Raw genomic sequence first — 24,165 nt, forward strand, 5'->3', positions numbered from 1 at the left:
CGATCTGCTTGACCCAGAACGTTGTGCCCGTACGGCTGTTGACAGGCAGCTTCGCGGAGGCGGTACCGCCTGCGCCGGTGGTGAGAGTGAGAAGGGTGGTGTCGCCCGTCCCGATGTTGACGGTGGATCCGGGCAGCAGCTTGCCGCTCTTGCTGTCCCTGGCCTTCAGGGTGACCGTGGCGGGCTTGAAGGGGTCGATGATCGTCAGCGGAGTGTTGGCGCCGGGGGTGACGATGACGTCCTGGTCGTCGACCACGTCATGCAGTGGGCTGCCGCTGGAAGCCTCCTTGAGCCGGTAGACCCCCGGCGGGAGGTCTTCGAAGGCCAGTTTGCCGTCGGCGTTGGTCTCGCCACTGGCGGCCTGCTGGCCTTGGGAGTCGAGCAGGGTGAACGACGCGCCGGCGAGGACGTCTCCTCCGGGATCCTTTTTCAGGATGGTGACCCCGCCGGTCTCAGCCGCGCTCAGCGGGACAGTGGAGGTGGACGGGGTCGGCTCGGAGGTCTGTGCCGCGGCGGCCGGTGCCAGGGACACGGTGCTGGCCACGGCGGCGAGGGTGACGGCTGTGGCGGGCAGGCGGCGGGCAGGGCGGGTGTGCAAGAAGGGGAGTCTCCTGAGTGGGGCGCGGGCGGGGCTGCCCGTCGAGTGATGGCTGAGGCCGGTCAGCGGGTACGGCGCGGGGGCTGGACCCGTGGGGCAGTTGGTACTTGACGTGTTCGTGCCGGGCGGCGTGACGGCTCGGTGGTCGCGTAGCGGCGGGCCGCTGCTCGTACGAGATTTTCCTGGTCTTCGATGGGCAGTGTCTCGATGCGGGCCAGGCCCTGGGCGATGGTGGGGCCGAAGAGCGGGCCGGCGGGCTTGCCGGCGGCTTGGACGATCTGGGCGGCTGCGTCGGCTTCGACGAGGATGCCGTACTGGTCGGGGATGTTGAGCAGGTCGGCGGCGTGGTAGCGGAAGCCGTCGATGGCCTCGGTCAGGGTGAAGTCGTCGTGCATGACGTCCTCGACCAGGTCGAGCAGGGTCAGCGTGGCGGAATGCAGCCGGGCGGAGAAGTCCGGGTCCGTGAGCCAGGGACCCTGCGGTCCCAGCGGGGTACGGGACTCGGGTTCGACGGTGCGGGTGGCCTCGGGTTGCAGCCGGCGCCGGAAGGCAAGCCAGCGGGGCGGGGGCATGGGCTTCTCCGTGTTCGGGGAGCGGGTCAGCGTGTTCGGGTTCCTGTGGGGCCGGCCTGGGCTGTGGGGATGTTGCGCGCCGTACCGGCCGCTGGCCGGGAGCGTGCGGTGGTCGTCCAGGCTCCGGGGAACCAGACCTGCGTGTACTGCTCGATCGCGGCCCGCAGTCCGCTGACGTCCGCGCCGCTCCACGGCGGCTGGCGGTTGTGGTGGCGCAGGTCGAGGATGCGGGCGTAGCCGCTGTAGCCGGGTTGGACCTCATGTGCGGCGTCGCGCCGGGTGAAGGTGTCGTGTTCGTCGAAGGTGAGGACCACGGCGTCGACGTCCCCCTTCTCGGGGTGGACGACGGCAAGGCGCAGACCGTCGTACTCCCTTTCGCGGATGGTGCGCGAGAAGTCGATCCGCAGCCGTAGCAGGGAGTTGGGCAGCGGGGTGGCGTAGTAGGTGTTGCCGACGATGGTGCTCTCGGTGAACGGGAGCGTGAGGTGCTCGGTGAAGAACTGCTGAGCGTGCAGGGACACTTACGGGTTGCCTTCTGACGTGCGGGGCAGGAGAGGCCGGTTCAGCGGCGTGGGCTGCTGCGGGCTGCTGCGGGCTGCGGCGGGAGCTGTGGCGACGGTGGTGGTGCTCCAGCGCGGGACACTGCGAGTTCCAAGGGCCGGCGGGCGGCGGGCGGCGGCGCGCTGGACGTCGAGGGGCGTGGGAACTCGCGGTGCGGGCGGCGTGATAGGGGTGAGCTGTGCGGATTCGCGCAGCCAGGGGAGCATGCCGTCTTTCCAGCGCGGCAGCGGTGTCGGGTCGGCGACGCTCTGGGTGATGGCCTTGACCAGGGCGGTCGGTGTGTGGGTGGTGGCGGTGGCGTACCAGCGGGCGTGGCCGCTCTTCGGGCCTCCCCAGAGGTGCCAGCGGGCCTGAAGGGTGGTGAGTTCCTTCTCCGGGTCGAGGCGGCCGGTGGTGTATTCGAGGGTGGCCATCCCGTCGGGGGGCTTCAGTTCCATCACGCCCCAGCGCGGGTGCTGGAACTGCCAGCCGTTCTTGATCAGCGGGACCACGGCGTCGAAGGCGCCGAGCTCGGGGTCCTTCAGGTCGGGCGGGGCGAGATAGGTGTCGGGGCCGGCGGTGTATGCCTGGGCGAGGGCTGTGGTGAAGGCGGTGACGAACTCCGTCGGGCAGTTGTCGTTGAAGCTCACGCCCCATGCGGGCGGGCCGAAGCGGTCACGGTAGGCGTTGATCCTCCATAGTCCGTCGTCGTCTCCCTCGGGCAGGAATCCGAGTCGGATGCGGTGGTCGGGTGCGGTGACGTAGGCGTTGCCGAGGTCATCGTTACGCAGGTCGAAGCCGAGCGCGAGGAGCGGCTCCAGCGCGGGGTCGCCGACGGCGGTGCTGCCGGCGAGGTAGCGGGGAGAGACGAGGACGTCGCCGTCGATCTCTTCGGTATCGGGCACAAGGGTCCTGGGGTCAGCAGTGGTGTCGAGCAGGGGAAAGCGAGATCAGCGGCTGGTGCCGCGCGGGGCTGCTGTCGGGCGCACGGAGGCCGGGCCGACGGAAAGGAGCTGCTCGGCCAGGTCGGCGGGTTGGCCGGTGTAGTGCAGGGTGCGCAGGCCGAGCTCGGCGGCAGCCTGGCAGTTGTCTTCGCGGTCGTCGATGAACAGCACACGTCCGGGATCGGTGATGCCGGTGGCCGTCAGGGCGTGTTCGTAGGCGGCCGGGTGGGGCTTGCACAGGCCCAGGCGGGCCGAGTACAGGGCGTCGGCCATCAGCTCGCGCCGCCAGCCGGTGGCATCCAGGACGTTGCTGAGGTAGGCAGGGGCGTTGGAGAGCAGCACCATGGGCAGCCCCGTGGCGCGGGCGCGGCGCAGGATGTCGAGGACGCGGTCGTCGGTGCGGATCCACATGGCGGTGTCGGCTGTGCGTAGGGTGCGCAGCCACCACGCGCCAGGGTGGTGACCGAGGACCTTGGCCCAGTAGGCGAGATCGCTGAGTCCGCCGGAGTCGTACGCCTCCCGGGGTGCCCAGAAGGCGTCCTGGAAGGAGGCCACTTGCCCGCTGGGCCACTCGGCCAGATCAGCGAGGCGGGTCCACATGGCGGAGGTGGGCTGTCGGCCCAGGACACCGTTGTAGTCGATGATCACGGCGTCCGCGCGGGTCGGCGTAAGGGAAGTGCTGGTCAAGGGGCGGAGTTCTCCAGGGCTTTGCGGGACAGGGTGGCGACGCCGGCTGCGAGGAGGGCTGGCAGCAGCAGCGCCATCGGCAGGGTGGTGAGGGTGGCGAGGGCGCCGATGAGAGCGGGTCCGGCGAGCAGGCCGACGTAGCCGGTGACCGCGACGGTGGCGACCGCGCGGGGGCCGCCGACGCCGGCGGCGGTGATCAGGCTGGGGATCGTGACCGACAGGCCCAGGCCGAAGGCCGCCCACCCGGCAAGGGCGAAGGCGATGGTGGAGCCGGCCAAGCCCGTGGCGAGGCCGAGGGCGGCCAGGGCGGCACCGGTTCGCACGACGGCGACAGCGCCGTAGCGGGTGGTGAGCCGGTCTCCGGCGAGTCGTCCGGCGGCCATGGCCGCGCTGTAGAGGGCGAACGCTGCCGCGCTGGTCGCGGCCGTCGCATCCAGGCTGTGCAGGTGGACGGCGGCCCAGTCAGCGGCGGCCCCCTCGCCCAGCAGGGTTGCTGCCGCCAGCGCGCCCAGCAGCCACAGACGGGGCCGGGACGAGCCCCCACGCTCGTCCGGACCAGGTGTGTCGGGGTTCTGGGCGGGCTCGAGTCCAGAGGCGGCAACGCAGCGCGTGAGCCGAGTCGTCGCGCAGGCCGCTGCCGTGGCGGTGGCCCCGACACCGGCGAACAGGACCGTGTGCGGGGTGTGCGCGGTGGCCGCGGCCACCGCGGCACCTGCGAGCGCGCCGAGGCTGTAGCTCGCATGGAGCCCGGCCATGATCGGGCGTCCCTGCGCATCCTGGCAGCGGACCGCCGAAGAGTTGGCTGCGACGTCGAGGACGCCGTGCGCGGCGCCGAAGACGAACGCCACCGCGAGGAGGGAATCCAGGCTCCGGCAGGCGCCGAGGGCGGCGAGGCAGACGGCCAGACCGAGGGCCCCGCCGGTCAGCAGGGCGGGGAGCCGGGCCGGGTGGGCGAGGCGTCCTCCCATCTGGAGGCCGACGACCATGCCGAGGGCGGCGGCCAGCAGGACCAGGGCGAGCTCGGCGGTGCTCAAGCCGGCACTCTGTTGGACGGCGGGCATACGCGCGCCCCACACGGCCATCACCACACCGAGACCGGCGAAGTACCCGATCAACAGACGCCGGCTGCGCACCAGCTCGGTCGCCACAGTGCCGCTCACTCGGCGAGACCCTCTCCAGCCTCATCCACCTGCGCAGCGGGGATGATCTGAACATTCAGGTGGCGGTACGCCTCCTGGGCGCGCGCCTGAGCGACGGCGGCACTCCGCCCGGTCGTCACCAGGAAGCCGATGCGCGCGGTGAACAGATCGCCGCCGTCCTGCGGCAGCACCAGTTCCTCGCCCACCTGCCGCTGGAAGCGGACCCGGTCCAGTCCCTCGGCCTGCTCGGCAAAGCCGTCGGTGAGACGGCAGGCGGTGAGCAGGCCCGAGTAGGCAGGGTAGACGAACCGGATGGCGGCAGCCTCGTGGCGGGTGGGCGTCAGGTCGGGAACGCGACCGCAGGCGATGTCGGCGGCGGCACGGGCGAGGTCGACGCCGGTGGCGAGGTAGACGAGGTGGCCGATCAGGTCGCCGGCGAGGCGCGCGTTGACCTCGATCAGCCGCGGACGGCCGTCGACCAGGCGCATCTCGACGTGGCTGATCCCATCGGTGATGCCCAGCGCGGCGATCGCGGCTTCTGCGGCCGGGGCCACGGTGGCCAGCAGCGGGTCGGCCGCGTCCACCGTGTGGGCGAGTTCCTCGAAGTAGGGCTCCAAGCCGACGGTCTTGCGGGTGACGGCGACCACCGTGGTCTGGCCCTGGAAGGTGGCGCACTCGACGCTCACCTCGTCCCCGTCGAGGTACTCCTCGACCAGGACCTCGGTGCTCTCCACGCCACGTCCTGCCGTCTGGGCGGCGATCGCGTACGCGGAGGGCAGTTCGCCGGAGGTGTTGACGCGGATCACGCCGATGCTGGCCGCGTGCGCGGCGGGCTTGAGGACCACCGGGTAGCCGATCCGTGCTGCGGCCTGCGCGGCCTCCTCAACGGTGCGGACCCGGGCGGATGCGGCCGAGGGAACGCCGTGGCGGGCGAAGAGAGCGCGTGCGGTGGCCTTGTTGCGGCAGCCCTGCATCACCTCGGGAGGGGTTGTCGGCAGGCCGAGCCGGCGGGCGAGGCGCGCGACGGGAACGAGGTACCACTCGGTCCAGGTCGTGATCCCGTCCAGGCGATGGCGTTCGGCGAGGGCCTGACCGGCCGCAGTCAGGGCGGCCTGGTCCGTTGGGTCGGCAACTTCCCAGTCGGTGATGAAGGCGCGCTCCCACGTCGGTTCGACGCTGGTGATGAGGACCACGTCGTAGTGAGCGGCGACGTTCTCCAGACAGAACGCGCGGTACGCCTCGGCCTCCATGTCCGCGGCGGCAACGATCAGGACGACCGGGTTACCGGTACGAGAGGGCAAGCAGGGCTCCAAACAGGGGGAAGGGAGAAGACGGTCGAGAGCTGGGCTCTCGGCGGATCAGGGCGTTCGTCGGCGTCGCAGCTCGAATGCGGAGGCCCAATGGGGGTGATCGGCGATCAGCTTCCGCGCGTACAGGGCGGTGAAGTTGTTGTTGAGGCCGCGGATGCCCTCGGGCAGCTGCCAGCGCAGATCTTCGAAGAGGGCCTTGAGCCCGATACGGGTGGCCCCGGAAGCAAGCCGCTGGGCCGTCGACGTTCCAACGCCCGGTAGCCGTACGGGTGCTGGGCGTCAAAGGCGAGGAAGCGGTCCGTGATTGGAGGGCCTCGATCCCGCGCGGTGCGACGGACGGGTTGCCGACCTGGGGTTTTGGTGGGCGCAGGCGTGGGGCGTGGGCATCGGGTGGTCTCCGTGAGGACGAGCCGTCGGCAACGGCCGGCCGAGCGGGTTCAGGCGAAGGAGGTGCGCAGGCCGGGGAAGGTGCGCAAGCGCGCGAAGGTGACGGCGAGGCCCAGGGCCTGCAGGACGGCGAAGCCGGTGATCGCGTGGCCAAGCAGCGACGGCGGTACGGCGGCGACGAGGATCCCGGCGACGGGGAAGGGCAGCAGGAGCAGCAGGATGGTCAGCGAGAGGGTGGCGCCGAACACTTCCGGCGGGATGAGGTGGGTGCGCAGGGTGCGCAGCACCACGGTCAGGCCGCCTTCGCCGGCCATGAGGACAGCGGTGAGTGCGAGATAGGCGCTGTAGGTGTGAGTGAGGGAGATGGCCAGGCATGCAGTGGCGGCGATCGCCGCGGAGACGGCGCCCACCGGCCACAGGCCGTAGCGGTCGATGGCCTTGCGGCAGACGGCCACCGCCACGAGGGAGGCCAGGGCGGCTGCGGACCAGATGAGGCCCACGTCGGCGGCGGTGTGTCCGAGCTGCTTGACCACGATCACCGGGGCGGCGGCCTGCAGCAGTCCGACCGCCAGATTGGACAGGGTCAGGCCGGTCACCAGCCAGCTGAGTGTGGGCAGCGACCGAAGTGTGGACCAGCCGGTACGCAACCCCTTCCGGACGGTGGCTGCCTCGCGAGCCTGTTCGCGCAGTCTCCGGCACGGGACGAGGGCACAGCCGAGGAGAGAGAAACCGGCGATCGCGATCAGCATTCCGGTGGCGCCCGTGAAGTGGAGCAGCAGTCCGGCGAGCGCGGGGCCGGCCAAGGTCATCGTCTGGTCGATGCCGAGCAGGACCGCCTGCACACGGTGTGCACGCATGCCAGCTTCGCGGCCGGCCACGGCGCCCGCGGTCTCGGCGGCGACGTAGGAGAACTCGGTGAGCGCTCCGGTGCCGGCGGCGAGCAGCAGAACGGTGACGGTGGCCGCGGCGGGATCGCTCTGATGCGGCAGCACCAGCGCGGCGGTCACCACCACGAGCGCCCGCGCCGCTGAGGCGAGGCGGAAGACACGAGTGGTGCCGTGGCGGTCGACCAGGGAGCCGGCCAGCGCGAACGCCGCCAGGCGGGGAATCCACTCCAGTGCGAACGCCAGCCCGGTCAGGGCCGCGGAGTTCGTGGTGGCCAGGACCAGCAGGGGGATGCCGTACGTCGTCATGGCGAACGCAGCGGCGTCCATGCTGCGCGGCAGGTAAATGCCGCGCAGCATGGTGGGGACCGTTCGGCGTGCGTGCCGGTGTCCGACACGGGATCTCACGCAGCGCACTCCAGGTCCTGCGCCGCGTGGGATGAGCGGGGTGCGGTCGAGCGCAGGATGTGGGGATGCGTCTGGAGCCACTCGGCCAGCGCCGCTTCGGCAGCGTCGGGTATCAAGGCCACGTCTGCGTCGGTTTCCGCCTCTAGATGGCCGGTCGCGGGCACGGCCGGCTTGCCGGCCTGGTCGGCTTCGCGTACGGCTGCCGTCGGCTGGGTGAGGAGCTTGAGGGTGTGTTGGACGCGGGTGACGAAGTCGCTGGTAGGGCTCGGGTATTGGTGGGTGCGGGCCCAGCGGGCCGCCACGTCGTACACGCCGGCCAGATCCTCGCCTGCTTCGGTGAGCCGGTAGCGGGTCGGTGCTTGGGGGTCGGCGTGCACTAGGCCGAGGTCGCGGGCGACCTCGATGGCGTAGCGCAGCTGGTTGACGGTGAGGTCGCCGAAGGCGCTCTGCAGGCTGCCGCGTCGGTGGCTGATGGGGCCGTTGTCGTCGATCTCGCTGACCAGCCGGATCAGGGACGGCAGAGACAGGGCGCTGATCGCCCGGCAGGTGTGCGGGTGGTTGAGCATTGTGCTGGTCACCGGCGCGGGCCTCCTGCCGGGGAGACCTGGAGAGGACGGGTGGGTATCTGGTGGGAGAAGAGGTCGCCGGTCCGCCACGCCGGAGCAGTGGCCGATGGGGCGGCGGGGCCTGCGGGGGCCGGGAGACGGGTCTGTGTGGTCAGCCACGGTCCGGACCGGGTCCGGGCGGAGGCGGGTGTCTGCCCCCACAGCGGGTGGGCGCCGGCGGTGCCGAGCGGGCGTCCGGCCGCCCAGGCCGAGAGGCTCTGGAAAACGGGCGCGAGGGCCCGGCCGGTGGCGGTGAGCTGATACTCGCCGGCGCCCGCGGCCGTAGAGCGGTTGATGACCAGGCCGTCGGCGACCAGCCGGTCCAGCGGCAGGTAGACGGCGGGCAACAGGTAGGTAGGCATGGCCTCGGCGGCCAGAGCCTTCGCACTCGCCGCCCCTCGCGCCTTCAACGCCCACAGGATCGGGGTGGCGTGCCGCGGGCTGATCAGGGCAATGGTGTCCTCGGCGTTCTGGGCCGCGGCGATCGGCTCGGGCTCCGTCTCTCCCGTGCGCGCGTTGCGCACGAACTCCTTCTCCAGGTGTTCGTCCCCCCAGGCAGCGATGACGGTCAGGACGGGCAGCAGCTCGGCGGCACGTGCCGTCAGGCCGTACGTGACGTGATTGCGGGCGTGTTCCGTGCGCTCGATCAGGCCCGAGTCGGTGAGCTTGCGCAGCCTCGGGTTGATCTGGCCTGACTGCAGCCACGACATCTGGGACTGGATCTCCTTGTAGCGCAGCGGCTGTTCGGCGAGCGTCATCAGCGTCCACACGCTCCAGCGCGGGGCGAGCATCTCCAGTGCCTCGGTGACGCGTGCGAGATCAGTACGGGTGGTACGGGACAGACCGGTGGCGGCCAAGGGAGAACTCCTCAGGCAGGGGCGGGAAGATCAGCGGGTGCGGGCGGCAGCACGCGCGGGAGCAGGAACGACTGCAGTGCAAGGGGCCGGACCCTGCTCGGGTTCCGGGTCGGGGACGCGGTGCAAGCTGGCCAGGACGCCGTTCAGGGTTTTGGTGTGGGCGTCGCGGGTGGCGACGGAGTCGGCAAGCCGGCGGGCGCAGTCGAGGATGTGGACGGCCTCGACGGGGCCGATCTGACGCTCCGGGTGGGCCAGTTCACGTAGCCGCTGCAGCTGGAAGGCGATATTGCGTTCGGCGAACTGCAGGTCGGTGAGGCTGCCGATCAGGGCGGCCAGCATGCTGCCGTCGGGATTGGCCTCAGCGACGGTTTCGAGGTCGCGCAGGGGCTTGGCGTAGAGGTCCTCGATGCGCCCGGCGATCTGCTGCGAGTCGCTGGCGGAGGGCTGGGACAAAGGTCAATGGGACTTTCAGTGGCGGTGGGTTCGCACCGCCCCGGCGCGCGGGGGCGCCGGGGCGGGCGCGGCAACAGCCGTGATCTTCTGCTGGGCGAACTGGAGAGGCCGAGCCGGGCGTTGGCCGGGCTCGGGCATGGTCCGCAGGAGCTCGCCGAGGGCGGCGACGTAGCCGTTGCGTCCGGACAGGGCGGCCTCCAGCCACTGGGCGTCGAAGCGCAGGTCGTCGGCGGACAGCTCGTTCATGTCCCGGTCAGCGGCGGTGGCGCCGTGGACGCGGTCCCGTACCTGGGCCACCTGCTCCTCAGCCACCACCAGGAAGCTGCGCAACTCCAGCGCACGCACCAGGGCCGCGGAGGCGTCGGGCCCTGTCGCCTGCGCGTACAGCTCCCGGACCGGGGCCCCGAACGCCTCCTCCAGAAGGGTGTCCCGTGTGGAGGTCTTGTCGATCACGCTCATCGGACCGCTCCGCGTACGGGAGCCTGGCCAACGGCGGGCAGCGACGGTTCGGTGGTCGGCAGGGCCGGGCTCCGGCGCGCCGCTGGGGAGCGCCATACCGCTGTGCGGTTTCCGATCGCCTGGGGGTCGAGGAGGTGGCGCACCGTCATGGCACGTCCCTCACGCACCGTGTGCGCGCTGTTCACCGTGTGCGCGAACTGCATGATGTGCTCGGGCAACTCGACGAATTCGTCATCGGGTACGGCGTCCATGTGCTGGGCGAGGGCTTCGGCAAGGGCGTCTTCGGCCTGGTCCAGCACCTGCTGGGCCTCGGTGAGCATTCCGTGCCAGCGCACGATCGTGGCGGCTTCCGGGCTGGCCTGGGGGGCGGCGGCTACGGCTTGGCGCAGTTCGGCGATCGGCATCTGGAAGCGGGTCTCTATCTGCTCGGTGAGGACGCCCAGCACGTCGTCGGCATCCGGCACAGCAAGCTCCTTTCCGTGGGCATTCGGGGAAACAGGGCCGACAATTCACGACCCAACCGCCTTACAGGTGGCGGCGATACAGCACGGACGGTGCCGGGGCAGCTTTCTGGCTAGTCCAGGCACATGCCGACGGAGCGGTAGACGTAGGTGGCGGAGACCCAGCCCTTGACGCCGGTCGTCTTGTCGGTGATGTAGCGCCACTTTCCGCTGGTCTTGTGCACGGTGAACTTGTGGCCCCGGTACAAGATCCCGACGGCGGTGGACGTGGCGGACGCCTTGGAGCGGATGGTGACGGCGTTGGTGCCGATCACCCAGGGTCCCGGGCCGGTGCAGGACGGGTTGCCCATCGAGGCAGGCACCTGGGCGGGTGCGGCGCTCGCAGCGGTCGCGGAGACCAGGGGCAGGGCGAGGGCGCCCAGAAGGGCAGCAGAGACGGCTATTCGGGTTGAGCGCATGGGGAATTGGACTCCATAGAAGGGGAAGGAGAAATGCAGGAACAGGCCCGGGCAGATGCAGTGCGGGCCGAGTTCAAGAGTCCGGAGAATCCCCGGTTTCGGTAACCGGGCATGTGCTGCTATATTCCGCACTCACATACGCGGAACGACATCCGTTCCGGCGCGAAATGGCGTGACACAGGAGGAGGTTCTCGTATTCGGCTCAGCGCCTTGGGCTGCGTGGCGGCGTGGGGCGTGCCGGCGACGAGGGCAGCGTGGTGCGGTGGGTGGGTGGTGCGGGGGCGGGCAGCGGGATGTCCTCGCCGCTCCAGTGCGCCTCCCACCAGGTCGTGGCGGCCTCAGAGGTGGCGAAGCCGCCCTCGCGCAGCGTGTGCGTGAAGGTGTCGGTGTCGGCCTCTTCCAGCAGCACCCGGAACGGCACGGGCGCTCTCTCGTCGAGGGCGCGCAGGAGCACGGTCGTCTGGATGGGCTCGCTGTCGTTTGTGTAGCTGGTCAGGAGGGCGAAGTGGTCGCCGTCGCGGCGCAGCCGCTCCTCCAGCGCTCGGGTGGCGTCATCGGCGGGCGTGGTGCCCATGCCCTGCGGCAGGAGGATCTTCTCCTCGGGGCAGCCGCGGGCGATCAGCCACGACTGGGCCATGGCTGGCAGGGGCAGCTCGGCGCGGGCGAAGCGGAAGGTGCGCGCCGCGGTGTCGCGCTTGAGGTGCAGGGCGACGATCTGGGGCTCGCCGGGGATCCCCCAGGTGACGGCCCCGTTGTGCAGGACGTAGAAGCTGTGCTTGTCGTCGCTGGTGTGATGCTCGGCCAGGACGGTGAGCATGTCGTGCTCGCTGGCGATGTGCTGCCAGAACTGCTCGTCAACGCGTTCGTTGACGGCCTCGTAGCCGTCGAGGCGGAGGTCCGGGGTGGATCTGGGCATCGATGCTTTCGGATCGAAGGCAGGAACGGGACTGTGCGAGTGGGCCGTTGAGGCGTTCAGCGCCGAGGGGCGGACGCAGTCGGCCAGGCTCCAGCTCGCCGCACGGGCGGCAAGGGCTGTGGTCCGGGTGGTCGTGGCGCGGCGAGGAGTGGGCGGCCGGCGTCGGTGAGGGTGACGGGCTGCCCGGCGTGCAGCGGGTGGGAGTCGTCGCGTGCGACGAGACCAGCCTGCTCCAAGCGACGGAACTGGCTGTAGGTGACCCGGGTGCCAGAGGCGGTCACGACCGACAGGCGCTGGGTCAGCAGGTGTTCCCGCAGTGTGGCGCCCTGGGCGATGGCGAGCAGGGCCGCATGATCGGGCGGAGGCAGCTCTGCCGATGGACCGGTCCCGCGACTTCGGGTGGCGGCTTCCACGGGCTCCAGCGCCGCCTTGACCTGTTGTTCGCGATCATCGCGTGCGGCGGCGGCCTCCTCCAGCGTGGTGACGGTGCGGTTGATGCGCGTGAACAAGGCATGGTCGACGGCGAACTCACCGGAGGCCAGCCTCTGGAGCTGGACCCGGTAGAAGGTCACGGTGTGTTCGGCCTGGACAAGAGCGCGGTGTGCCTCAGCCAGGCGGGCATGCGGCTCGTCGAGGAGGTCGCGGTCGCGGTGCTGCCACAGCTGATCGATGCTGTGGCCGACAGCCGCCTCAATGCGGTGATCGAGGGCCGTGAGCGCCTTCTTCGCAGGCGGAGGAGTGGGAGGCATAGGCGGGGTTGGTTTCTCGGTGGAAGTGATCACGGTGGCCCGCTGTCGGCAGACGTCTCGCCGAGGGCAATGCGGACATCGAGGTGGGTGCCGTCGCGCGTGTGTACGGCTGGGCCGAGAGAAGCGAGAAGACGCAGCATCGGGATGTTGGAGGCGTCGGTGTACGCGGTCAGAGTGTGAGCGCCCCGGGAGCGGGCGGCGTCGGCCGCGTGCCGGGCCAGGGCAGTGCCGATGCCCTGGCGCTGGCGGGCGTCGGCGACCTGCAGTCCAAGGTCGACGACGCCCTCCTGGCGGCTGACAGGGCCGACGCAGACGAGGCCGACCGGTTCCTCGTCGACGTCGAGCCCGACCCAGCACTCCGCATGGGCGAGCAGCCGCGAAAGGTCACGGCGCGCGAAGCAGGTTCGGCCCCAGCGGCGCAGCAGGCTCGTCTCCGAGCAGTGCTGGTGGAAAGCATCGACCAGGTCCCAATCCCCGGCCGTCACCCGTCGCGTGCGCGCGAGAGCAGGGTGCGTCAGCAGGAGCAGCCCGCCCGTGCGTCCAGCAGATCGGTACGCCGGTACGCCTTGTAGCGGCGGCCGTCGTGGCCGGTGGTGTCGCGGGTGCGGACCCCGTAGGGAGCCAGGAGCTGGGCAAGGCGGACCTGGGTGAGGTCGGCGTACGGCCAGCGGCCCTCGGCGTCGCCCGGCAGGTCGCGCAGGCACAGGACAAGATCGGCGGAGGCCATGGTGTCCGGGTCACCGACGACGTCGAAGACATCGAGGCAGGCGTGGACGATCGTCTTCGGCCGGCTCGGGCAGGACAGGAAGTCGGCGTCCTCATCCTCCGCCTCGTCCGGCACATCCTGCGCATCGTCTTCGTCGTCGCCCTCGGGTGCAGCGGCGCAGCAACACGAGGTGGACAGCAGCACGTTGAGCTCGGCGCCCGCGGCCATGCGCTCGACGAGGACGTCGGTGAGCTTCTCCAACTGCTCGGCGGCGCTGACGCCGTCGGGCAGCTTGTCGCCGGACAGGGCGCCGAGCTGCCGGTCGAGGTCCTGGACCTCGGTGAACACGTCGAGGATGGCGCGGTGGTGCGGGTTCTCGGTCGCCGCGACGGGCGCCAGGACGGCGGTGGCGACCTGGTCGATCAGGGTGGGGAACTGCGTCAACGAAGGGGGCCCTTCAGGGGTGTGGTGGGTGCGGGGCGGGGAAGGCCGGGCATCGCGGACGGCGGCGGGCCCGGCTTGGGGATCGGCCGGGGTGCGTCCAGCTGGGGGGAGCGGGTGCGGGCGGCATGCGTCCGCGCGCCCGTTGGACGCCGGGCGATGCCGAGGCGGGTGCGGGCGGTGTCGTACACGTCGTGCCTGGCGCGCGGGCGGACGGCCACCACGTGGATCTCGGTGCGGTGTGTGGAGTTCGCGGGCGCCGGGCGCTGGGCGTAGACGATGCGCCACTCGTTGCGGTGATCGACGTACAGCTTTCGGCAGCCGGCGAGGTCGCGTTCGAGCTTGCTGCCGAACAGCCGGGCGTTGACGACGTCCTGGAGCTGGGCGAGTGCCAGATCGCGGATGCCTTCCGGGGCCTGGAGCAGGTCGGTCAGGGCGCGGGGGTCGAAGGACAGGCCGAAGGCCGGCCGTGCCTCGGGGCTGCCGGTCATACGGCCTGGCCTGGAGGGACGTCCTCCTCCGGCTCCCTGGAGGAGCGGGAGGAGGGCTTCGGGCCGGGCAGCAGGCGGTGGGCGGGCCGGTCCGGGTCCGTCATACACGCCGACAGCGGCCCGCCGGGCGCCCGTACGGCGGCGATGGCGTGCGTGAGGAAATCGCGGTGCCACACGAACATGCCCGACAGGCCCGCCTCGGGTTCCCTGTGGTGCTGGTAGGCCAGCCACAGGGAGTGCAGCCAGGCCACGACGTCCTCGTGCTCCTGCCACTGCTCGCACCAGGGCGCCGCGGTGGTGACCTCCGAGCCGTACCGGACGAAGTAGCCGTTCACCCAGTCCGTGAGGGCGTCGAGTTCGTCCTCGTACTCCTCGCCGTCCAGTTCCAGGATCGGTCGCGGCTCCGGCGGAGCGGGCGGCAGGGGCATGCCCGCGAATCCCGGCATGTCGTAGGCGGTGAACGGTGAGGGGGCGGGTGCGGAGGACAGGCTGTCGAGCTGGCGGGCCTGCTGTTCCGACTGATCGAGCAGCTTGCGGACCTTCGCCTCGATGCTCTCCAGATCGGATTCCGGCAGCCGGACCGGTTCCATCTCCCCGTCATCCGGGGTGTTTATGGATTCAGGCACGAAAGGGGGTCTCCTTGAAGGCGCAGCCGACGGGTGGGATTTCGGCTCCAACCATCCGGACGATCCCCGGTTTCGGTAACCGGGACTTGCGTGCTACAACGCCTCTGCGGGTGAGGGAGAAAGACGCCAGGCAGCATTCAGCGGGCCGCTCCGGGCATCGGAAGACGGCGGTCAGGACGTGAGGGTGACGTCGTCCTGGGTCAGGGTCTGCTGGAGCGTTTCGGTGAGCCGGGCGGCGGCGATTTCCGCATAATGGCGGGTCTTCTCGACGCCGATGAAATCGCGGCCCTCCAGCAGTGCGGCCACGCCGGTAGAGCCGGAGCCGCAGGTGAAGTCGAGCACAGTGCCACCCGGCGGGGCGATTTGCACCAGCTCACGCATGACCGAGACAGGCTTCTGCGTGATGTGCTGGCGGGCCTTGCCTGAGGGCTGCGAGGCGCTGTAGAGGCCCGGCAGGTAGACGGGATTACGGGAGCCGTCGATGGCCCCCTTGGACGCCCAGACGATGAACTCGCAGTTCTGGGTGAAGCGGCCCTTCTGCGGCCTGGCCTGCGGCTTGTGCCAGGCCAGCACTCCACGCCACAGCCAGCCGGCCGCCTGGATCGCGTCCGTGGTGATCGGCAGCTGACGCCAGTCGGTGAACAGCAGCGCCGTGCCACCGCTCTTCGTCAGCCGGTGGGCCTCGGTCATGATCTGCGTCAGCCAGAACCCATACGACCGCTGATCCATGTTCTCACCCGTGAAGTCCGGCAGGTCATGACCGGCGTCGACGGAGGTGTACTTCTGCTTGGCGCTGCGGCTCGTGCGCTCCTTCGCGGTCCGGCCGCCGGAGTTGTAGGGCGGGTCGGTGATGACGGAGTCGACGCAGTTGTCCGGCAGTTCGGCGAGAACGCTGAGCGCGTCGCCCTGATGCAGGGAAAAAGGCAAAGAGGTACCCCAGTTCGGATCGGTGAAGAGGACGGGACTGCCTCCAGACCCGCAGCAGTGATCCCGTCGTCGGCATTCGGGCGTGACAAGGCCCGCCGACGGAAGACGGGGATGCGAGGGGGAGGGACCAAAACTGTAGGGCACGATCCCCGGTTGAGCGCTATCGCCGCCAAAATCCCCGGAATCAAGCCTTGATCACGAACGATTTCGGCAACCGGGGATCCGCCCTTACTGTTTAGGGACTGCCCGGCGGAGACCGCCGATGGCCCACTCCCCTACCCCTGCCCCTGCCCTCGTGGAGGTTCCCCATGTCCCGGCACACCTGACCCAACACCCTGCAACGGCGTGAGGTGCAACTCCGCCCCGTTGCCCAAGGCATCCCGATTCACCCAGCCCGGCCGCCCGCTCCCTTTCCACCCTGCGTACGCGCGGCCAGGGCTTCGCTTCCAAGGACACCGTTGACATCGCTCTACCCTCCCCTGCCCACGGGCGCCCCGCCGCCGGATCGTAGCCGTCCGCCGGGAGGCCAGCCGGATTGAAGGGCATAGCCGCCGGCATTGGCGTCTTCGTCCTCTCCCCCTTCCTCCTCGCCGGCACGGCCATGCTGATGGCCTCCTCCAGCGAGGCTGCCCAGAGCACCTACTCGTCCCTCGCTTGCGTGGGCGACATCGACACCGATGCCGTCGTCGAGCAGGTCACCAAGATCCTCAACGGCGCGTCCGCCAAGGACGTCCACGTCGAGGGCCTGTCCCTGCCCGAGGAGCAGATCCCCAACGCCCGCACCATCGTGGCCACCGGGATCAGCCTGAACGTGCCGAAGAAGGGCCAGATCATCGCGCTCGCCACCGCGATGCAGGAATCACGGCTGCGCAACCTCGCCTCCGGCGACCGCGACTCGCTCGGCCTGTTCCAGCAGCGCCCGAGCCAGGGCTGGGGCACCGCCGAGGAGATCCACGATCCCGTCTACGCCTCCACCCAGTTCTACAAGCACCTGCTCGCCGTGGACGGCTGGCAGCAAATGACCGTTGCCCAGGCCGCCCAGGCCGTGCAACGCTCCGCCTACCCCGACGCCTACGCGCAGTGGGAGGAGCTGGCGACCGCCCTGCAAAAGGCAATCGCCGCCACCTTCCCGGACGCCTCCGGCACGGACACGGACACCACCTCCAGCACCACGTCCTGCACGGCGACCGAGGACGGCTCCGGGTACGGCACCATCCCTGAAGGCTCCGTGCCCAAGGGCTACTCGATCCCCAAGGACGCCGATCCGAAGGCGCGCAAGGCGATCGCGTGGGCGATGGCGCAGCTCGGCACGATGTACCAGTGGGGCGGCACCTGCACCGCACCGCACGGCCCGGACCCGATGGGCCGCTGCGACTGCAGCTCGCTGACCCAGCAGGCGTATGCGCATGCCGGCATCCAGCTCACCCGCACCACGTACACGCAGGTCAACGAGGGCAAGGCCGTCTCCCCGAAGGCGCTGAAGCCCGGTGACCTGATCTTCTCCCGCGGCAGCGCCGCCCGCCCCGAACATGTCGGCATGTACATCGGCTCGGGTCTCGCGATCGAGGCACCCCGAACTGGAAAGCCTGTTCGAATCACGCCGCTTGCGGACTGGGACATCCTCGCCGCCCGCCGCGTCATCTGACCCCGTCTGCCGGGGCGCGCAGCCCCCACGTGCTCGTCTCACTAGCACAGCACCGGCACGACTGGCCCGGCACCCGAACGGGGTCGACGCCGCCCCCTGAGCCGCTCCCTCACGCCCCTGGAGACGGCCCATCGGCAGGACCGAGCCGCTCGTCCGCTTCCCTCCCCCTTCTCTTGTCATTCGCGCGTCGCTTCGGCGCGCGCAAGGAGCACCTTTGCATCTGCTCGACACCGTGCAGTACCTGGCCTACGACCCCGGCATCACACCCTCGGGCGGTGGCCTGCCTGGCCTGGCCGTGCTGAAGAACGTCGTCAACTCGATCAACCTGTTCGCGATCGTCGCCGTGGTCGGCGCGCTCGCCGTTTCGCTCGGCGTGTGGGCCTGGGGCCACCACACCGGCGGCCACCAGGCCGAGGCCAACGGCAAGAAGGGCGCCGTCGTCTCGGCCGGCGCCGCACTCGGCCTCGGGGCGGCCAACGGCATCGTCGCGTTCTTCTCCGCCCTGGGATCGCAAGTCCATTGATGCCGAAACGACTTCCCTCCCTGTCCGGCTACGGCCTCGGATGGTCCACCCGGCAGCGCATCACGGTCATCGCGATCGGCCTCACTGTGCTGCTCGCACTCGCCGCCACCGTGGCCCTGTTCACCGGGCGCACCGGCAACAGCGCCAGCCACACCAACACTCCGACCGGAGCACGCAGCACCGCCTCAGCGTCCGCCGGTCCGACGGTGTCGGCCGGGGCCGGTTCGGTGGCCAAGCCTCCGCCGCTTGCGGACCCGGTCGCGTTCGCCAAGGCAGCCGCCGCGATGGTGTGGTCGTACGACACCCGGACCACCAGCCGCAGTGAGCAGCTCGCCGGGATGAAGGCGTGGCTGACGGCGGAGACCAAGTACGCCGACTGGCCGTCGATCGCCGCGCAGGTGCCGGATCCGGTGCTGTGGTCGCGGATGGCGGATCAGGACCAGTACGCCACCGCCACCGTGTCCGAGGCCCACTACCCCTCGGCGTTCAAGCAGGCCCTGGCCGATGACCCTGACGCGATCACCGAAGCGTATATCTACGCCGTCACTGTCACCGGCAAGCAGCAGATCGCCTGGAAGCAGGGCGGTGCCGGCGCCGAGGACCGCTCGATCACCCTCGCCGTGCAGTGCCGCCCCAACGCGAACTGCTCCCTGGTCTCCATCGCTCCCCACGTCGTGCCCTGACGTGCCCCGCGCCCACCTGAGAAAGGAGGGGTGACTCCCCTTTGGGCTTCTGTGACCTCCCCCTCGCGGACAAACTCTGCGCCGTCGGCGACGCGGTCGACTTCGCCTCCAACCCCGGCGAGGCCATCGGTAACTGGATGGCCAAGAGCGCCGGCGAACTCGCCGCCGCCGCTGCCGACCTGGCCGCCGAGGCGGTCAACACCACCACCAAGGTTGACCTGAACGCCGGATGGTTCCGCGACAACTACGAGATGATCCTGCCGATCGGCCTGATCGTCCTCGTCGCCACGTTCTGCGCCCAGCTCGTGCGCGCCGCGATCCGCCGCGACGGCCAGGCCCTCACCCAGGCATTCACCGGCACCGCCACCGGCGTGCTGTTCGCCTTCACCGCGATCGCCTTCACCAGCGTCGCCATCGAAGTGGTCGACGCCCTCTCCGATGGCCTCTTCAAAGCCGCGCACCTGGACATCGCTACGGCGGTGCGACGCATCGTCAAGGTGGGCCAGATCGCCTCCCTGTCCGGCCTGGGCTGGCTGGTCACGGTCTTCGTCGGCGTCGGCGCCGCCCTGGGCGCCTTGCTCTACTGGTGCGTGATGATGGTCCGTAAGGTCGGCATCCTCGTCATGGTCACCCTCGCTGTCTTCGCCGGAGCGGGCGGAGGCTGGGAGGTCGCCCGGCGCTGGCGCAAGGGCTGGATCGAAGCCACCGCCACCCTGGTCGTCTCCAAGCTCCTGATGACGGTGATCTTCGTGCTCGGTATCGCGGCGATGGGCAAGACCGAGGTGAAGGACGGCATCGCCGCGCTCGCCGACGTGATGGCCGGCATCGTCATCCTGGCCCTGGTGTTGTTGTGCCCGTACGCGACGTTCAAGTTCGTGCACTGGGCCGCCTCCGAAGGCTCGGACGCCGAGACGCTGCACCGCTCCGGCGGCGCGGGCGCGCAGATGGCCCGCCAGCACGCCGAACGCGCCGGACGCAAGGCCGCCGCCGCTCTCGCCACCGCCGGAACAGGTGGTGCCGCGGCCGGAGCGGGCGCCGCTCCCCAGGGTCCGGATGCCGTGCCGGGCGGTTTCCCCGGCGACATCGCCACCAACCCCACGCCGGACACCGGTAACGAAGGCAGCAGCTCCACAACGCCGTCGTCCGGAGGCGAGGGAATCAAGAGCGGCCTGGAGAAGGCGGTGCAGCCCGCGCCGACCAGCGCGCGCGACGACACCAGCGGCCACCTCGGCGGCACGCCCGGGCCCGGCGGGTCGGGTAGCGGGTCCACCCGTCAGGGCAGCGGGTTCATGTCCGCACCCCCCACCAGCGCCTCCGCCCCGCCGCCGCAGGGCTCTCCGCCGGCCACGGACTCCACGAGTACGGCCTCAACCGGCACGCCGCCGCCTCCGCCCACCGGCCTGTGACCCATCCCCGCGCCGGGACGGCGCCCCGCACTCCGCGTGTGGGTGCGCCGTCCCGGCCCCGCCCCGCGCCTCACCGGAAACCGGCTCTTGTCTGAACTCTCCGTCTCCCCGATCACGGTCAAATTCCCGCACCGCTCCAGGCGCGGCATCCTCCTCGGCCTCTCCCTGCCCCAGCTCCTGCTCGTCTCTTCGGCGTTGGCCCTGCTGCTCATCACGGTGGTGACCACCGGGCTGCTCGGCGCGATCGCGCTGACCCCGCTGTGGGCAATCGTCGCTGCCCTGGTCGCCATCCGCCGCAACGGCCAGTCCCTGATCGACTGGGCTCCGATCGTCGCCCGCTACGCCCACCGCCGCCGCACCGGCCAGACGCTGTGGCTGGCCCACCCGGTCTCCCGGCCCCGCCAGGACGGCGTGCTGCACCTGCCCGGCACCACCGCCTCGTTGAAGGTCGTCACCCCCGGCGACTCAGCCAACCAGGCTGCTGCCGTACACGACCCACAACGCCAGACCCTCACCGCTGTCGCCCGCGTCAGCAGCCGCGCGTTCGCCCTGCTCGACCCCGCCACGCAGAACTCGAACGTGGCGGGCTGGGGCAGGGCCCTGGCCGGCATCGCCCGCACCGGACACGTCGCCACCGTGCAAGTCCTCGAACGCACCGTCCCCGACTCCGGCGACACCCTCGCCCGCCACTGGGCACAGCACGGCCGCCCCGACACCCCCGTCGCGGGGCAGGTGTACTCCGAGCTGGTCTCTTCCGCCGGCCCGGCCGCCGCTCCGCACGAGGCGTACCTGGCCATCTCGCTGGATCTCAAGGCCGCCAAGCGCCTCGTCAGCCAGGCCGGTGGCGGGCTGCCGGGCGCATTCACGGTCATGGAGCAGACCACGTCGGCCATCGCGCTCGCGGCGCGCAGCGCGGGATTGATGGTGACCGGCTGGCTTAATGCGCGGGAGATCGCTGCGGTCATCCGCACCGCCTACGACCCCCACGCCCTGTCCGCGCTGCAGCAGTGGTCGCCGACCGGGCGGGCCGAAGCCGAGCCTGCTGCGGCCGGGCCCGTCGTCCAGGTCGAGGAGTACGACCGCCTCGGCACCGACAGCGCCCGCCATGCCACCTACTGGATTGAGAACTGGCCCCGCACCGAGACCACCCCCGGTTTCCTGCACGGGCTGATGTTCACCGCCGGTGTGCGCCGCAGCCTGTCCCTCATATACGTGCCGCAAGGACTCGAGTCCGCGCTGCGCGATGTTCAGCGCAAGAAGGCCGCCATCATCGCCGACGCCAACGAACGCGCCCGCCGCGGACAAGTCGACTCCGAGGCCGACTCCGTCGAGTACGCGGACGTCAAGGTCCGCGAGCGGCAACTGATCGCCGGTCATGCCGACGTCGCCCTGACCGGCCTGCTCACCGTCAGCGCCGAAACCGACGCCGCCCTCGACGCCGCGTGCGCGCAGATCGAGACCGCCGCCGTCACCGCCCAGGTCGACCTGCGCCGCCTGTACTACCAGCAGCCCGACGCCTTCACCCTCGCTGCCCTGCCGCTCGCCCGCACGGCGCTGTGACCAGCCCTCCACCCCGTTGCCGATGACGATCACCGACCACGCCCGACTCATCCACGCCTTGCATGGCCTCCTCGCCGCCTGCCAGGACCTCGCCGCCCGTCACCAGGCAGCCCTCGACCAGTACCGCGACCTCGACGGCTATGTGCGAGAAGACGCGTATGCCGACTACGAAGACGCACGGATCGTCACAGCCATCGAGGCCAGCGACCACCTCGACACGGTCGTCGCACAGCTCACCCGGCTCGTTGGGCCGCTACCGCCGCGCACATTCACCCTGACCTTTGCCGGACGCGAGCGGCACGACGGCGAACGGCCCACCAGCTTCGCCCTCCGGGCCGCCGACCTACACGAGGCCCGCCGTGTCATCGAACAGATCCCCGGCTTCCAGCAGTGGTGCCAGGACAACGCACCCGACGACGCGCCAGGCCCAGCGGGCCCGGACGTGGTCTTCCTGTCTGACCAGAGTCACCCCGGGCTGCGCGCCCCCGGTGAGTACGTCGACCTGCGGCCCGAACAGGCATCCTCCGCCCCGGCCGCCACCGGCCACTCGTCGCCGGCCGGTCTACGGCCGCCGCCCATCACCTCGCTGCCCGGGCCCCGCTCCCGCCCGCGATGAACGTGCCGCTCTGCGGCACCAAGGACCCCTTTGAACGCACCCCGCACCACCGACGCGCACCCCTACCTCCGTGCCGCCACCGCTGGCCTGCGCCACCACACCCGCACCGCGACCGGTACACCGGCCGACCGCATGCACCTGGACACGCTGCACGCCCACCTCACCGCAGCCCATCAGCTCCTCGACCAGCTCACCGACAGCACCCGGCCCCCGAACCCCGCCGCCGGGCGTCACCTGGCCGCAGCCCACCTGCGGCTCTGGCAGGCCACCGCCGCCGTGCACGACGCCTTCCACACCGTGCCAGCCGACGCGGAAGGTCCCATCGACGAGGAGTGCCGGCCCGAACGTCTGCCGGACGGCCCGCTGGTGCTGACCATCTGCCAGCGGCACCTGGCGGCCTCCCATGCGATCCGCCGCAAGACCACCCCCACCGACCTCAACACCCCGCTGCACGGCCACACCACCACCTGCAGTCAGTGACCCCCGCTCCGTGAAAGCCGCTCCGTCATGACCCACCGGCCCGCGCGCCGAGCCCGCCACGCCTCGGCCTCCCCCCTGTTCACCCCGCACGGCACCGACCGGGCCAGCCGCAAGGCCGCGCGCCGTCAGCTCGCCGAAGCCGCTGCCAAGGCCCGCGCCGAAGCAGGCGCCCACCCGGACGGCCATGCAACTGTCGAACCCGAGATGCCGCCGCCGCTGTTCCCGCCCCGCGGCCGTCCCGGGCCCGCCTCCGCACGCGGCGGACGACTGAAACTGCCACAGCACCGCATGACCACCGCCACCGCCAGCGGGGCGTATCCCTTCCTCGCCGAGGGCGGCCTGGGCGCCGAGGGCATCTACATCGGCCGTGACGTCCACGCCGAGGCCAGTTTCACCTTCGACCCGTTCTCCCTGTACGGGCGCCTCGAAGGGTTCACCAACCCCAACGTCCTGCTCGCTGGAGTGATCGGCCAGGGCAAGAGCGCGCTGGCCAAGTCCTTCGCCCTGCGGTCGATCGCCCACGGGTACCGCGTCTACGTGCCCTGCGACCCCAAGGGCGAATGGACCCCGGTCGCCTCCGCGCTCGGCGGCACCTCCATCGCACTGGGCCCCGGCCTGCCCGGCAAACTCAACCCTCTGGACGCCGCCCCGCGACCGGCCGGCGTGCCGGAGGCCGATTGGGCGGGCGAGATCCGCAAGCGCCGCCTGCTCCTGCTCGGCTCCCTCGCGCGGACTGTCCTGGGGCGCGATCTGCTGCCCATGGAGCACACCGCGCTTGACGTCGCCCTCGACGCGGTCGTCACCCAGGCCACTGCCGTCCACCGCACACCCCTGCTGGGCGATATCGCCGCCACCCTCAACAACCCCGACCAGCTCGATGCCGCCGCCGGGACCATGTCCGGACGGCTCGGTGAGGCCGCCCGCGACCTCGCCCACGCCATGCGCCGCCTCGTCCACGGCGACCTGGCCGGCATGTTCGACGCCCCCTCCACCGTCGCCTTCGACCCCAGCTCCCCGATGCTGACCATCGACCTGTCCCGGCTCGGCGGCTCCGGCGACGACACCGCCCTCGTCCTCGCCATGACCTGCGCAAGCGCCTGGATGGAATCCGCCCTCACCGACCCGCACGGCGGCAGGCGCTGGATCGTCTACGACGAAGCCTGGCGCCTGATGCGCCACCCCGGACTCCTCCAGCGCATGCAGTCCCAGTGGAAACTCTCCCGCGGCCTGGGCATCGCCAACCTCATGGTCATCCACCGGCTGTCCGACCTGCTCACCGCAGGCGACGCCGGCTCCCAGGGCCGCGCGCTCGCCGAGGGACTCCTGGCCGACTGCTCCACCCGCATCATCTACCGCCAGGAAACCGACCAACTCCACGCCGCAGCCGCCCTGCTGGGCCTGACGAGCGTGGAGACCGAAGCCATAGCCCACCTCAACCGCGGACGCGGACTATGGCGCGTCGCCGGACGATCTTTCATCGTCCAACATCAACTCCACCCGCACGAGCTGGCGCTGTTCGATACGGACGCCCGTATGCAGTAAGCCGCCGCGAGGCGCACCCCAAGCCCCCACCGAATGAAAGAAGACCACACTGCAGCACCCCGACTTCGAGCTGTACGACAACGTCGGCCGGA

The 24,165-nt window shown here is 70.8% G+C and carries 29 protein-coding genes; 8 read left to right on the forward strand and 21 right to left on the reverse strand.

The genetic code is table 11. From position 1 onward, the window contains the following. The 21 genes from AQJ91_RS42335 to AQJ91_RS42435 all read right to left on the reverse strand — a co-directional run. A partial coding sequence (locus AQJ91_RS42335) for an MSCRAMM family protein (RefSeq protein ID WP_234383368.1) occupies positions 1-598 on the reverse strand: 598 nt, incomplete at its 3' end. A gap of 62 nt (positions 599-660) precedes the next feature. Beyond that, entirely contained in the window at positions 661-1,170 is a 510-nt protein-coding gene (locus AQJ91_RS42340) for a hypothetical protein (RefSeq protein ID WP_067033544.1), read from the reverse strand. 26 nt (positions 1,171-1,196) lie between these two features. Further along, complete coding sequence (locus AQJ91_RS42345) at positions 1,197-1,691, reverse strand: hypothetical protein (RefSeq protein WP_067033546.1); 495 nt, start codon at positions 1,689-1,691, stop codon at positions 1,197-1,199. Next, on the reverse strand, positions 1,692-2,615 hold the full coding sequence (locus AQJ91_RS42350) for an SPDY domain-containing protein (protein ID WP_067033549.1): 924 nt from the start codon (positions 2,613-2,615) through the stop codon (positions 1,692-1,694). Between the two features lie 45 nt (positions 2,616-2,660). Then, positions 2,661-3,341, reverse strand: a complete 681-nt coding sequence (locus AQJ91_RS42355; protein ID WP_067033551.1) for an HAD family hydrolase — start codon at positions 3,339-3,341, stop codon at positions 2,661-2,663. Then, positions 3,338-4,423, reverse strand: a complete 1,086-nt coding sequence (locus tag AQJ91_RS42360) for an MFS transporter (protein WP_407697041.1) — start codon at positions 4,421-4,423, stop codon at positions 3,338-3,340. The genes AQJ91_RS42355 and AQJ91_RS42360 overlap by 4 nt, the downstream gene beginning before the upstream one ends. Before the next feature lie 74 nt (positions 4,424-4,497). Further along, positions 4,498-5,730 (reverse strand): ATP-grasp domain-containing protein, encoded by a 1,233-nt coding sequence (locus AQJ91_RS42365; protein WP_067033722.1) that lies wholly within the window; start codon positions 5,728-5,730, stop codon positions 4,498-4,500. Between the two features lie 497 nt (positions 5,731-6,227). Further along, positions 6,228-7,421: an MFS transporter gene (locus AQJ91_RS42370; RefSeq protein WP_107122688.1), complete on the reverse strand. Its 1,194-nt coding sequence runs from the start codon at positions 7,419-7,421 to the stop codon at positions 6,228-6,230. 44 nt (positions 7,422-7,465) lie between these two features. Further along, entirely contained in the window at positions 7,466-8,047 is a 582-nt protein-coding gene (locus tag AQJ91_RS42375) for a winged helix-turn-helix transcriptional regulator (protein WP_234383369.1), read from the reverse strand. Further along, positions 8,044-8,931 (reverse strand): winged helix-turn-helix transcriptional regulator, encoded by an 888-nt coding sequence (locus AQJ91_RS42380; protein WP_067033557.1) that lies wholly within the window; start codon positions 8,929-8,931, stop codon positions 8,044-8,046. The genes AQJ91_RS42375 and AQJ91_RS42380 overlap by 4 nt, the downstream gene beginning before the upstream one ends. Before the next feature lie 30 nt (positions 8,932-8,961). Further along, complete coding sequence (locus AQJ91_RS42385; protein WP_067033559.1) at positions 8,962-9,384, reverse strand: hypothetical protein; 423 nt, start codon at positions 9,382-9,384, stop codon at positions 8,962-8,964. A gap of 15 nt (positions 9,385-9,399) precedes the next feature. Further along, entirely contained in the window at positions 9,400-9,843 is a 444-nt protein-coding gene (locus tag AQJ91_RS42390; RefSeq protein ID WP_067033562.1) for a hypothetical protein, read from the reverse strand. Then, complete coding sequence (locus AQJ91_RS42395; protein WP_067033565.1) at positions 9,840-10,307, reverse strand: hypothetical protein; 468 nt, start codon at positions 10,305-10,307, stop codon at positions 9,840-9,842. Before AQJ91_RS42395 ends, AQJ91_RS42390 begins: the two co-directional genes overlap by 4 nt. A gap of 110 nt (positions 10,308-10,417) precedes the next feature. Next, positions 10,418-10,762, reverse strand: a complete 345-nt coding sequence (locus AQJ91_RS42400; protein WP_067033567.1) for an SH3 domain-containing protein — start codon at positions 10,760-10,762, stop codon at positions 10,418-10,420. A gap of 202 nt (positions 10,763-10,964) precedes the next feature. After that, positions 10,965-11,678, reverse strand: a complete 714-nt coding sequence (locus tag AQJ91_RS42405) for a hypothetical protein (RefSeq protein ID WP_067033570.1) — start codon at positions 11,676-11,678, stop codon at positions 10,965-10,967. 56 nt (positions 11,679-11,734) lie between these two features. Beyond that, the gene (locus AQJ91_RS42410) at positions 11,735-12,427 is read right to left on the reverse strand and encodes a hypothetical protein (RefSeq protein ID WP_067033574.1); all 693 of its coding nucleotides are present in this window, start codon (positions 12,425-12,427) and stop codon (positions 11,735-11,737) included. 29 nt (positions 12,428-12,456) lie between these two features. Further along, positions 12,457-12,912 carry a GNAT family N-acetyltransferase gene (locus AQJ91_RS42415; RefSeq protein WP_067033577.1) on the reverse strand — a complete coding sequence of 152 codons (456 nt, stop codon included), beginning with the start codon at positions 12,910-12,912 and terminating at the stop codon, positions 12,457-12,459. 29 nt (positions 12,913-12,941) lie between these two features. After that, positions 12,942-13,577: a DUF3631 domain-containing protein gene (locus tag AQJ91_RS42420; RefSeq protein ID WP_067033579.1), complete on the reverse strand. Its 636-nt coding sequence runs from the start codon at positions 13,575-13,577 to the stop codon at positions 12,942-12,944. Next, a complete protein-coding gene (locus AQJ91_RS42425) occupies positions 13,574-14,065 on the reverse strand; it encodes a hypothetical protein (protein ID WP_067033582.1) in 492 nt (163 codons plus the stop codon). The genes AQJ91_RS42420 and AQJ91_RS42425 overlap by 4 nt, the downstream gene beginning before the upstream one ends. Then, positions 14,062-14,655, reverse strand: a complete 594-nt coding sequence (locus AQJ91_RS42430; protein WP_067033584.1) for a DUF4913 domain-containing protein — start codon at positions 14,653-14,655, stop codon at positions 14,062-14,064. Before AQJ91_RS42430 ends, AQJ91_RS42425 begins: the two co-directional genes overlap by 4 nt. Before the next feature lie 207 nt (positions 14,656-14,862). Continuing rightward, on the reverse strand, positions 14,863-15,618 hold the full coding sequence (locus AQJ91_RS42435) for a DNA-methyltransferase (protein WP_067033587.1): 756 nt from the start codon (positions 15,616-15,618) through the stop codon (positions 14,863-14,865). A 535-nt stretch (positions 15,619-16,153) separates the two neighbouring features. On the opposite strand from AQJ91_RS42435, the gene AQJ91_RS42440 reads away from it, so the two are divergent. The 8 genes from AQJ91_RS42440 (at position 16,154) to AQJ91_RS42475 (ending at position 24,073) form a co-directional block, all read left to right on the forward strand. After that, a complete protein-coding gene (locus AQJ91_RS42440; RefSeq protein ID WP_067033590.1) occupies positions 16,154-17,263 on the forward strand; it encodes a C40 family peptidase in 1,110 nt (369 codons plus the stop codon). A 214-nt stretch (positions 17,264-17,477) separates the two neighbouring features. Beyond that, a complete protein-coding gene (locus AQJ91_RS42445; protein ID WP_067033593.1) occupies positions 17,478-17,786 on the forward strand; it encodes a DUF6112 family protein in 309 nt (102 codons plus the stop codon). Next, positions 17,786-18,469: a hypothetical protein gene (locus AQJ91_RS42450; RefSeq protein ID WP_067033596.1), complete on the forward strand. Its 684-nt coding sequence runs from the start codon at positions 17,786-17,788 to the stop codon at positions 18,467-18,469. The genes AQJ91_RS42445 and AQJ91_RS42450 overlap by 1 nt, the downstream gene beginning before the upstream one ends. Positions 18,470-18,510: 41 nt before the next feature. Next, on the forward strand, positions 18,511-19,875 hold the full coding sequence (locus AQJ91_RS42455) for an SCO6881 family protein (RefSeq protein WP_067033599.1): 1,365 nt from the start codon (positions 18,511-18,513) through the stop codon (positions 19,873-19,875). Positions 19,876-19,962: 87 nt separating this feature from the next. After that, a complete protein-coding gene (locus AQJ91_RS42460) occupies positions 19,963-21,435 on the forward strand; it encodes an SCO6880 family protein (protein ID WP_067033602.1) in 1,473 nt (490 codons plus the stop codon). A 22-nt stretch (positions 21,436-21,457) separates the two neighbouring features. Beyond that, positions 21,458-22,051, forward strand: coding sequence for a hypothetical protein (locus tag AQJ91_RS42465; protein WP_067033605.1), 594 nt, complete (start codon positions 21,458-21,460; stop codon positions 22,049-22,051). Between the two features lie 30 nt (positions 22,052-22,081). Continuing rightward, a complete protein-coding gene (locus AQJ91_RS42470) occupies positions 22,082-22,531 on the forward strand; it encodes a DUF6238 family protein (protein WP_067033608.1) in 450 nt (149 codons plus the stop codon). 27 nt (positions 22,532-22,558) lie between these two features. After that, positions 22,559-24,073, forward strand: coding sequence for an ATP-binding protein (locus AQJ91_RS42475; RefSeq protein ID WP_067033611.1), 1,515 nt, complete (start codon positions 22,559-22,561; stop codon positions 24,071-24,073). Positions 24,074-24,165: the final 92 nt, after the last annotated feature.

The sequence above is a fragment of the Streptomyces dysideae genome (assembly GCF_001514305.1).
GTDB lineage: Bacteria > Actinomycetota > Actinomycetes > Streptomycetales > Streptomycetaceae > Streptomyces > Streptomyces dysideae.

Bases quoted from the DNA above. Each gene is read 5' to 3' on its own strand.
- AQJ91_RS42370 (WP_107122688.1), bottom strand. From the start codon at position 7,421: ATGCTGCGCGGCATTTACCTGCCGCGCAGCATGGACGCCGCTGCGTTC.
- AQJ91_RS42410 (WP_067033574.1), bottom strand. From the start codon at position 12,427: ATGCCTCCCACTCCTCCGCCTGCGAAGAAGGCGCTCACGGCCCTCGAT.
- AQJ91_RS42400 (WP_067033567.1), bottom strand. From the start codon at position 10,762: ATGCGCTCAACCCGAATAGCCGTCTCTGCTGCCCTTCTGGGCGCCCTC.
- AQJ91_RS42465 (WP_067033605.1), top strand. From the start codon at position 21,458: ATGACGATCACCGACCACGCCCGACTCATCCACGCCTTGCATGGCCTC.
- AQJ91_RS42365 (WP_067033722.1), bottom strand. From the start codon at position 5,730: ATGGAGGCCGAGGCGTACCGCGCGTTCTGTCTGGAGAACGTCGCCGCT.
- AQJ91_RS42475 (WP_067033611.1), top strand. From the start codon at position 22,559: ATGACCCACCGGCCCGCGCGCCGAGCCCGCCACGCCTCGGCCTCCCCC.
- AQJ91_RS42390 (WP_067033562.1), bottom strand. From the start codon at position 9,843: ATGAGCGTGATCGACAAGACCTCCACACGGGACACCCTTCTGGAGGAG.
- AQJ91_RS42340 (WP_067033544.1), bottom strand. From the start codon at position 1,170: ATGCCCCCGCCCCGCTGGCTTGCCTTCCGGCGCCGGCTGCAACCCGAG.
- AQJ91_RS42405 (WP_067033570.1), bottom strand. From the start codon at position 11,678: ATGCCCAGATCCACCCCGGACCTCCGCCTCGACGGCTACGAGGCCGTC.
- AQJ91_RS42360 (WP_407697041.1), bottom strand. From the start codon at position 4,423: ATGGCCGTGTGGGGCGCGCGTATGCCCGCCGTCCAACAGAGTGCCGGC.
- AQJ91_RS42425 (WP_067033582.1), bottom strand. From the start codon at position 14,065: ATGACCGGCAGCCCCGAGGCACGGCCGGCCTTCGGCCTGTCCTTCGAC.
- AQJ91_RS42430 (WP_067033584.1), bottom strand. From the start codon at position 14,655: ATGGAACCGGTCCGGCTGCCGGAATCCGATCTGGAGAGCATCGAGGCG.
- AQJ91_RS42450 (WP_067033596.1), top strand. From the start codon at position 17,786: ATGCCGAAACGACTTCCCTCCCTGTCCGGCTACGGCCTCGGATGGTCC.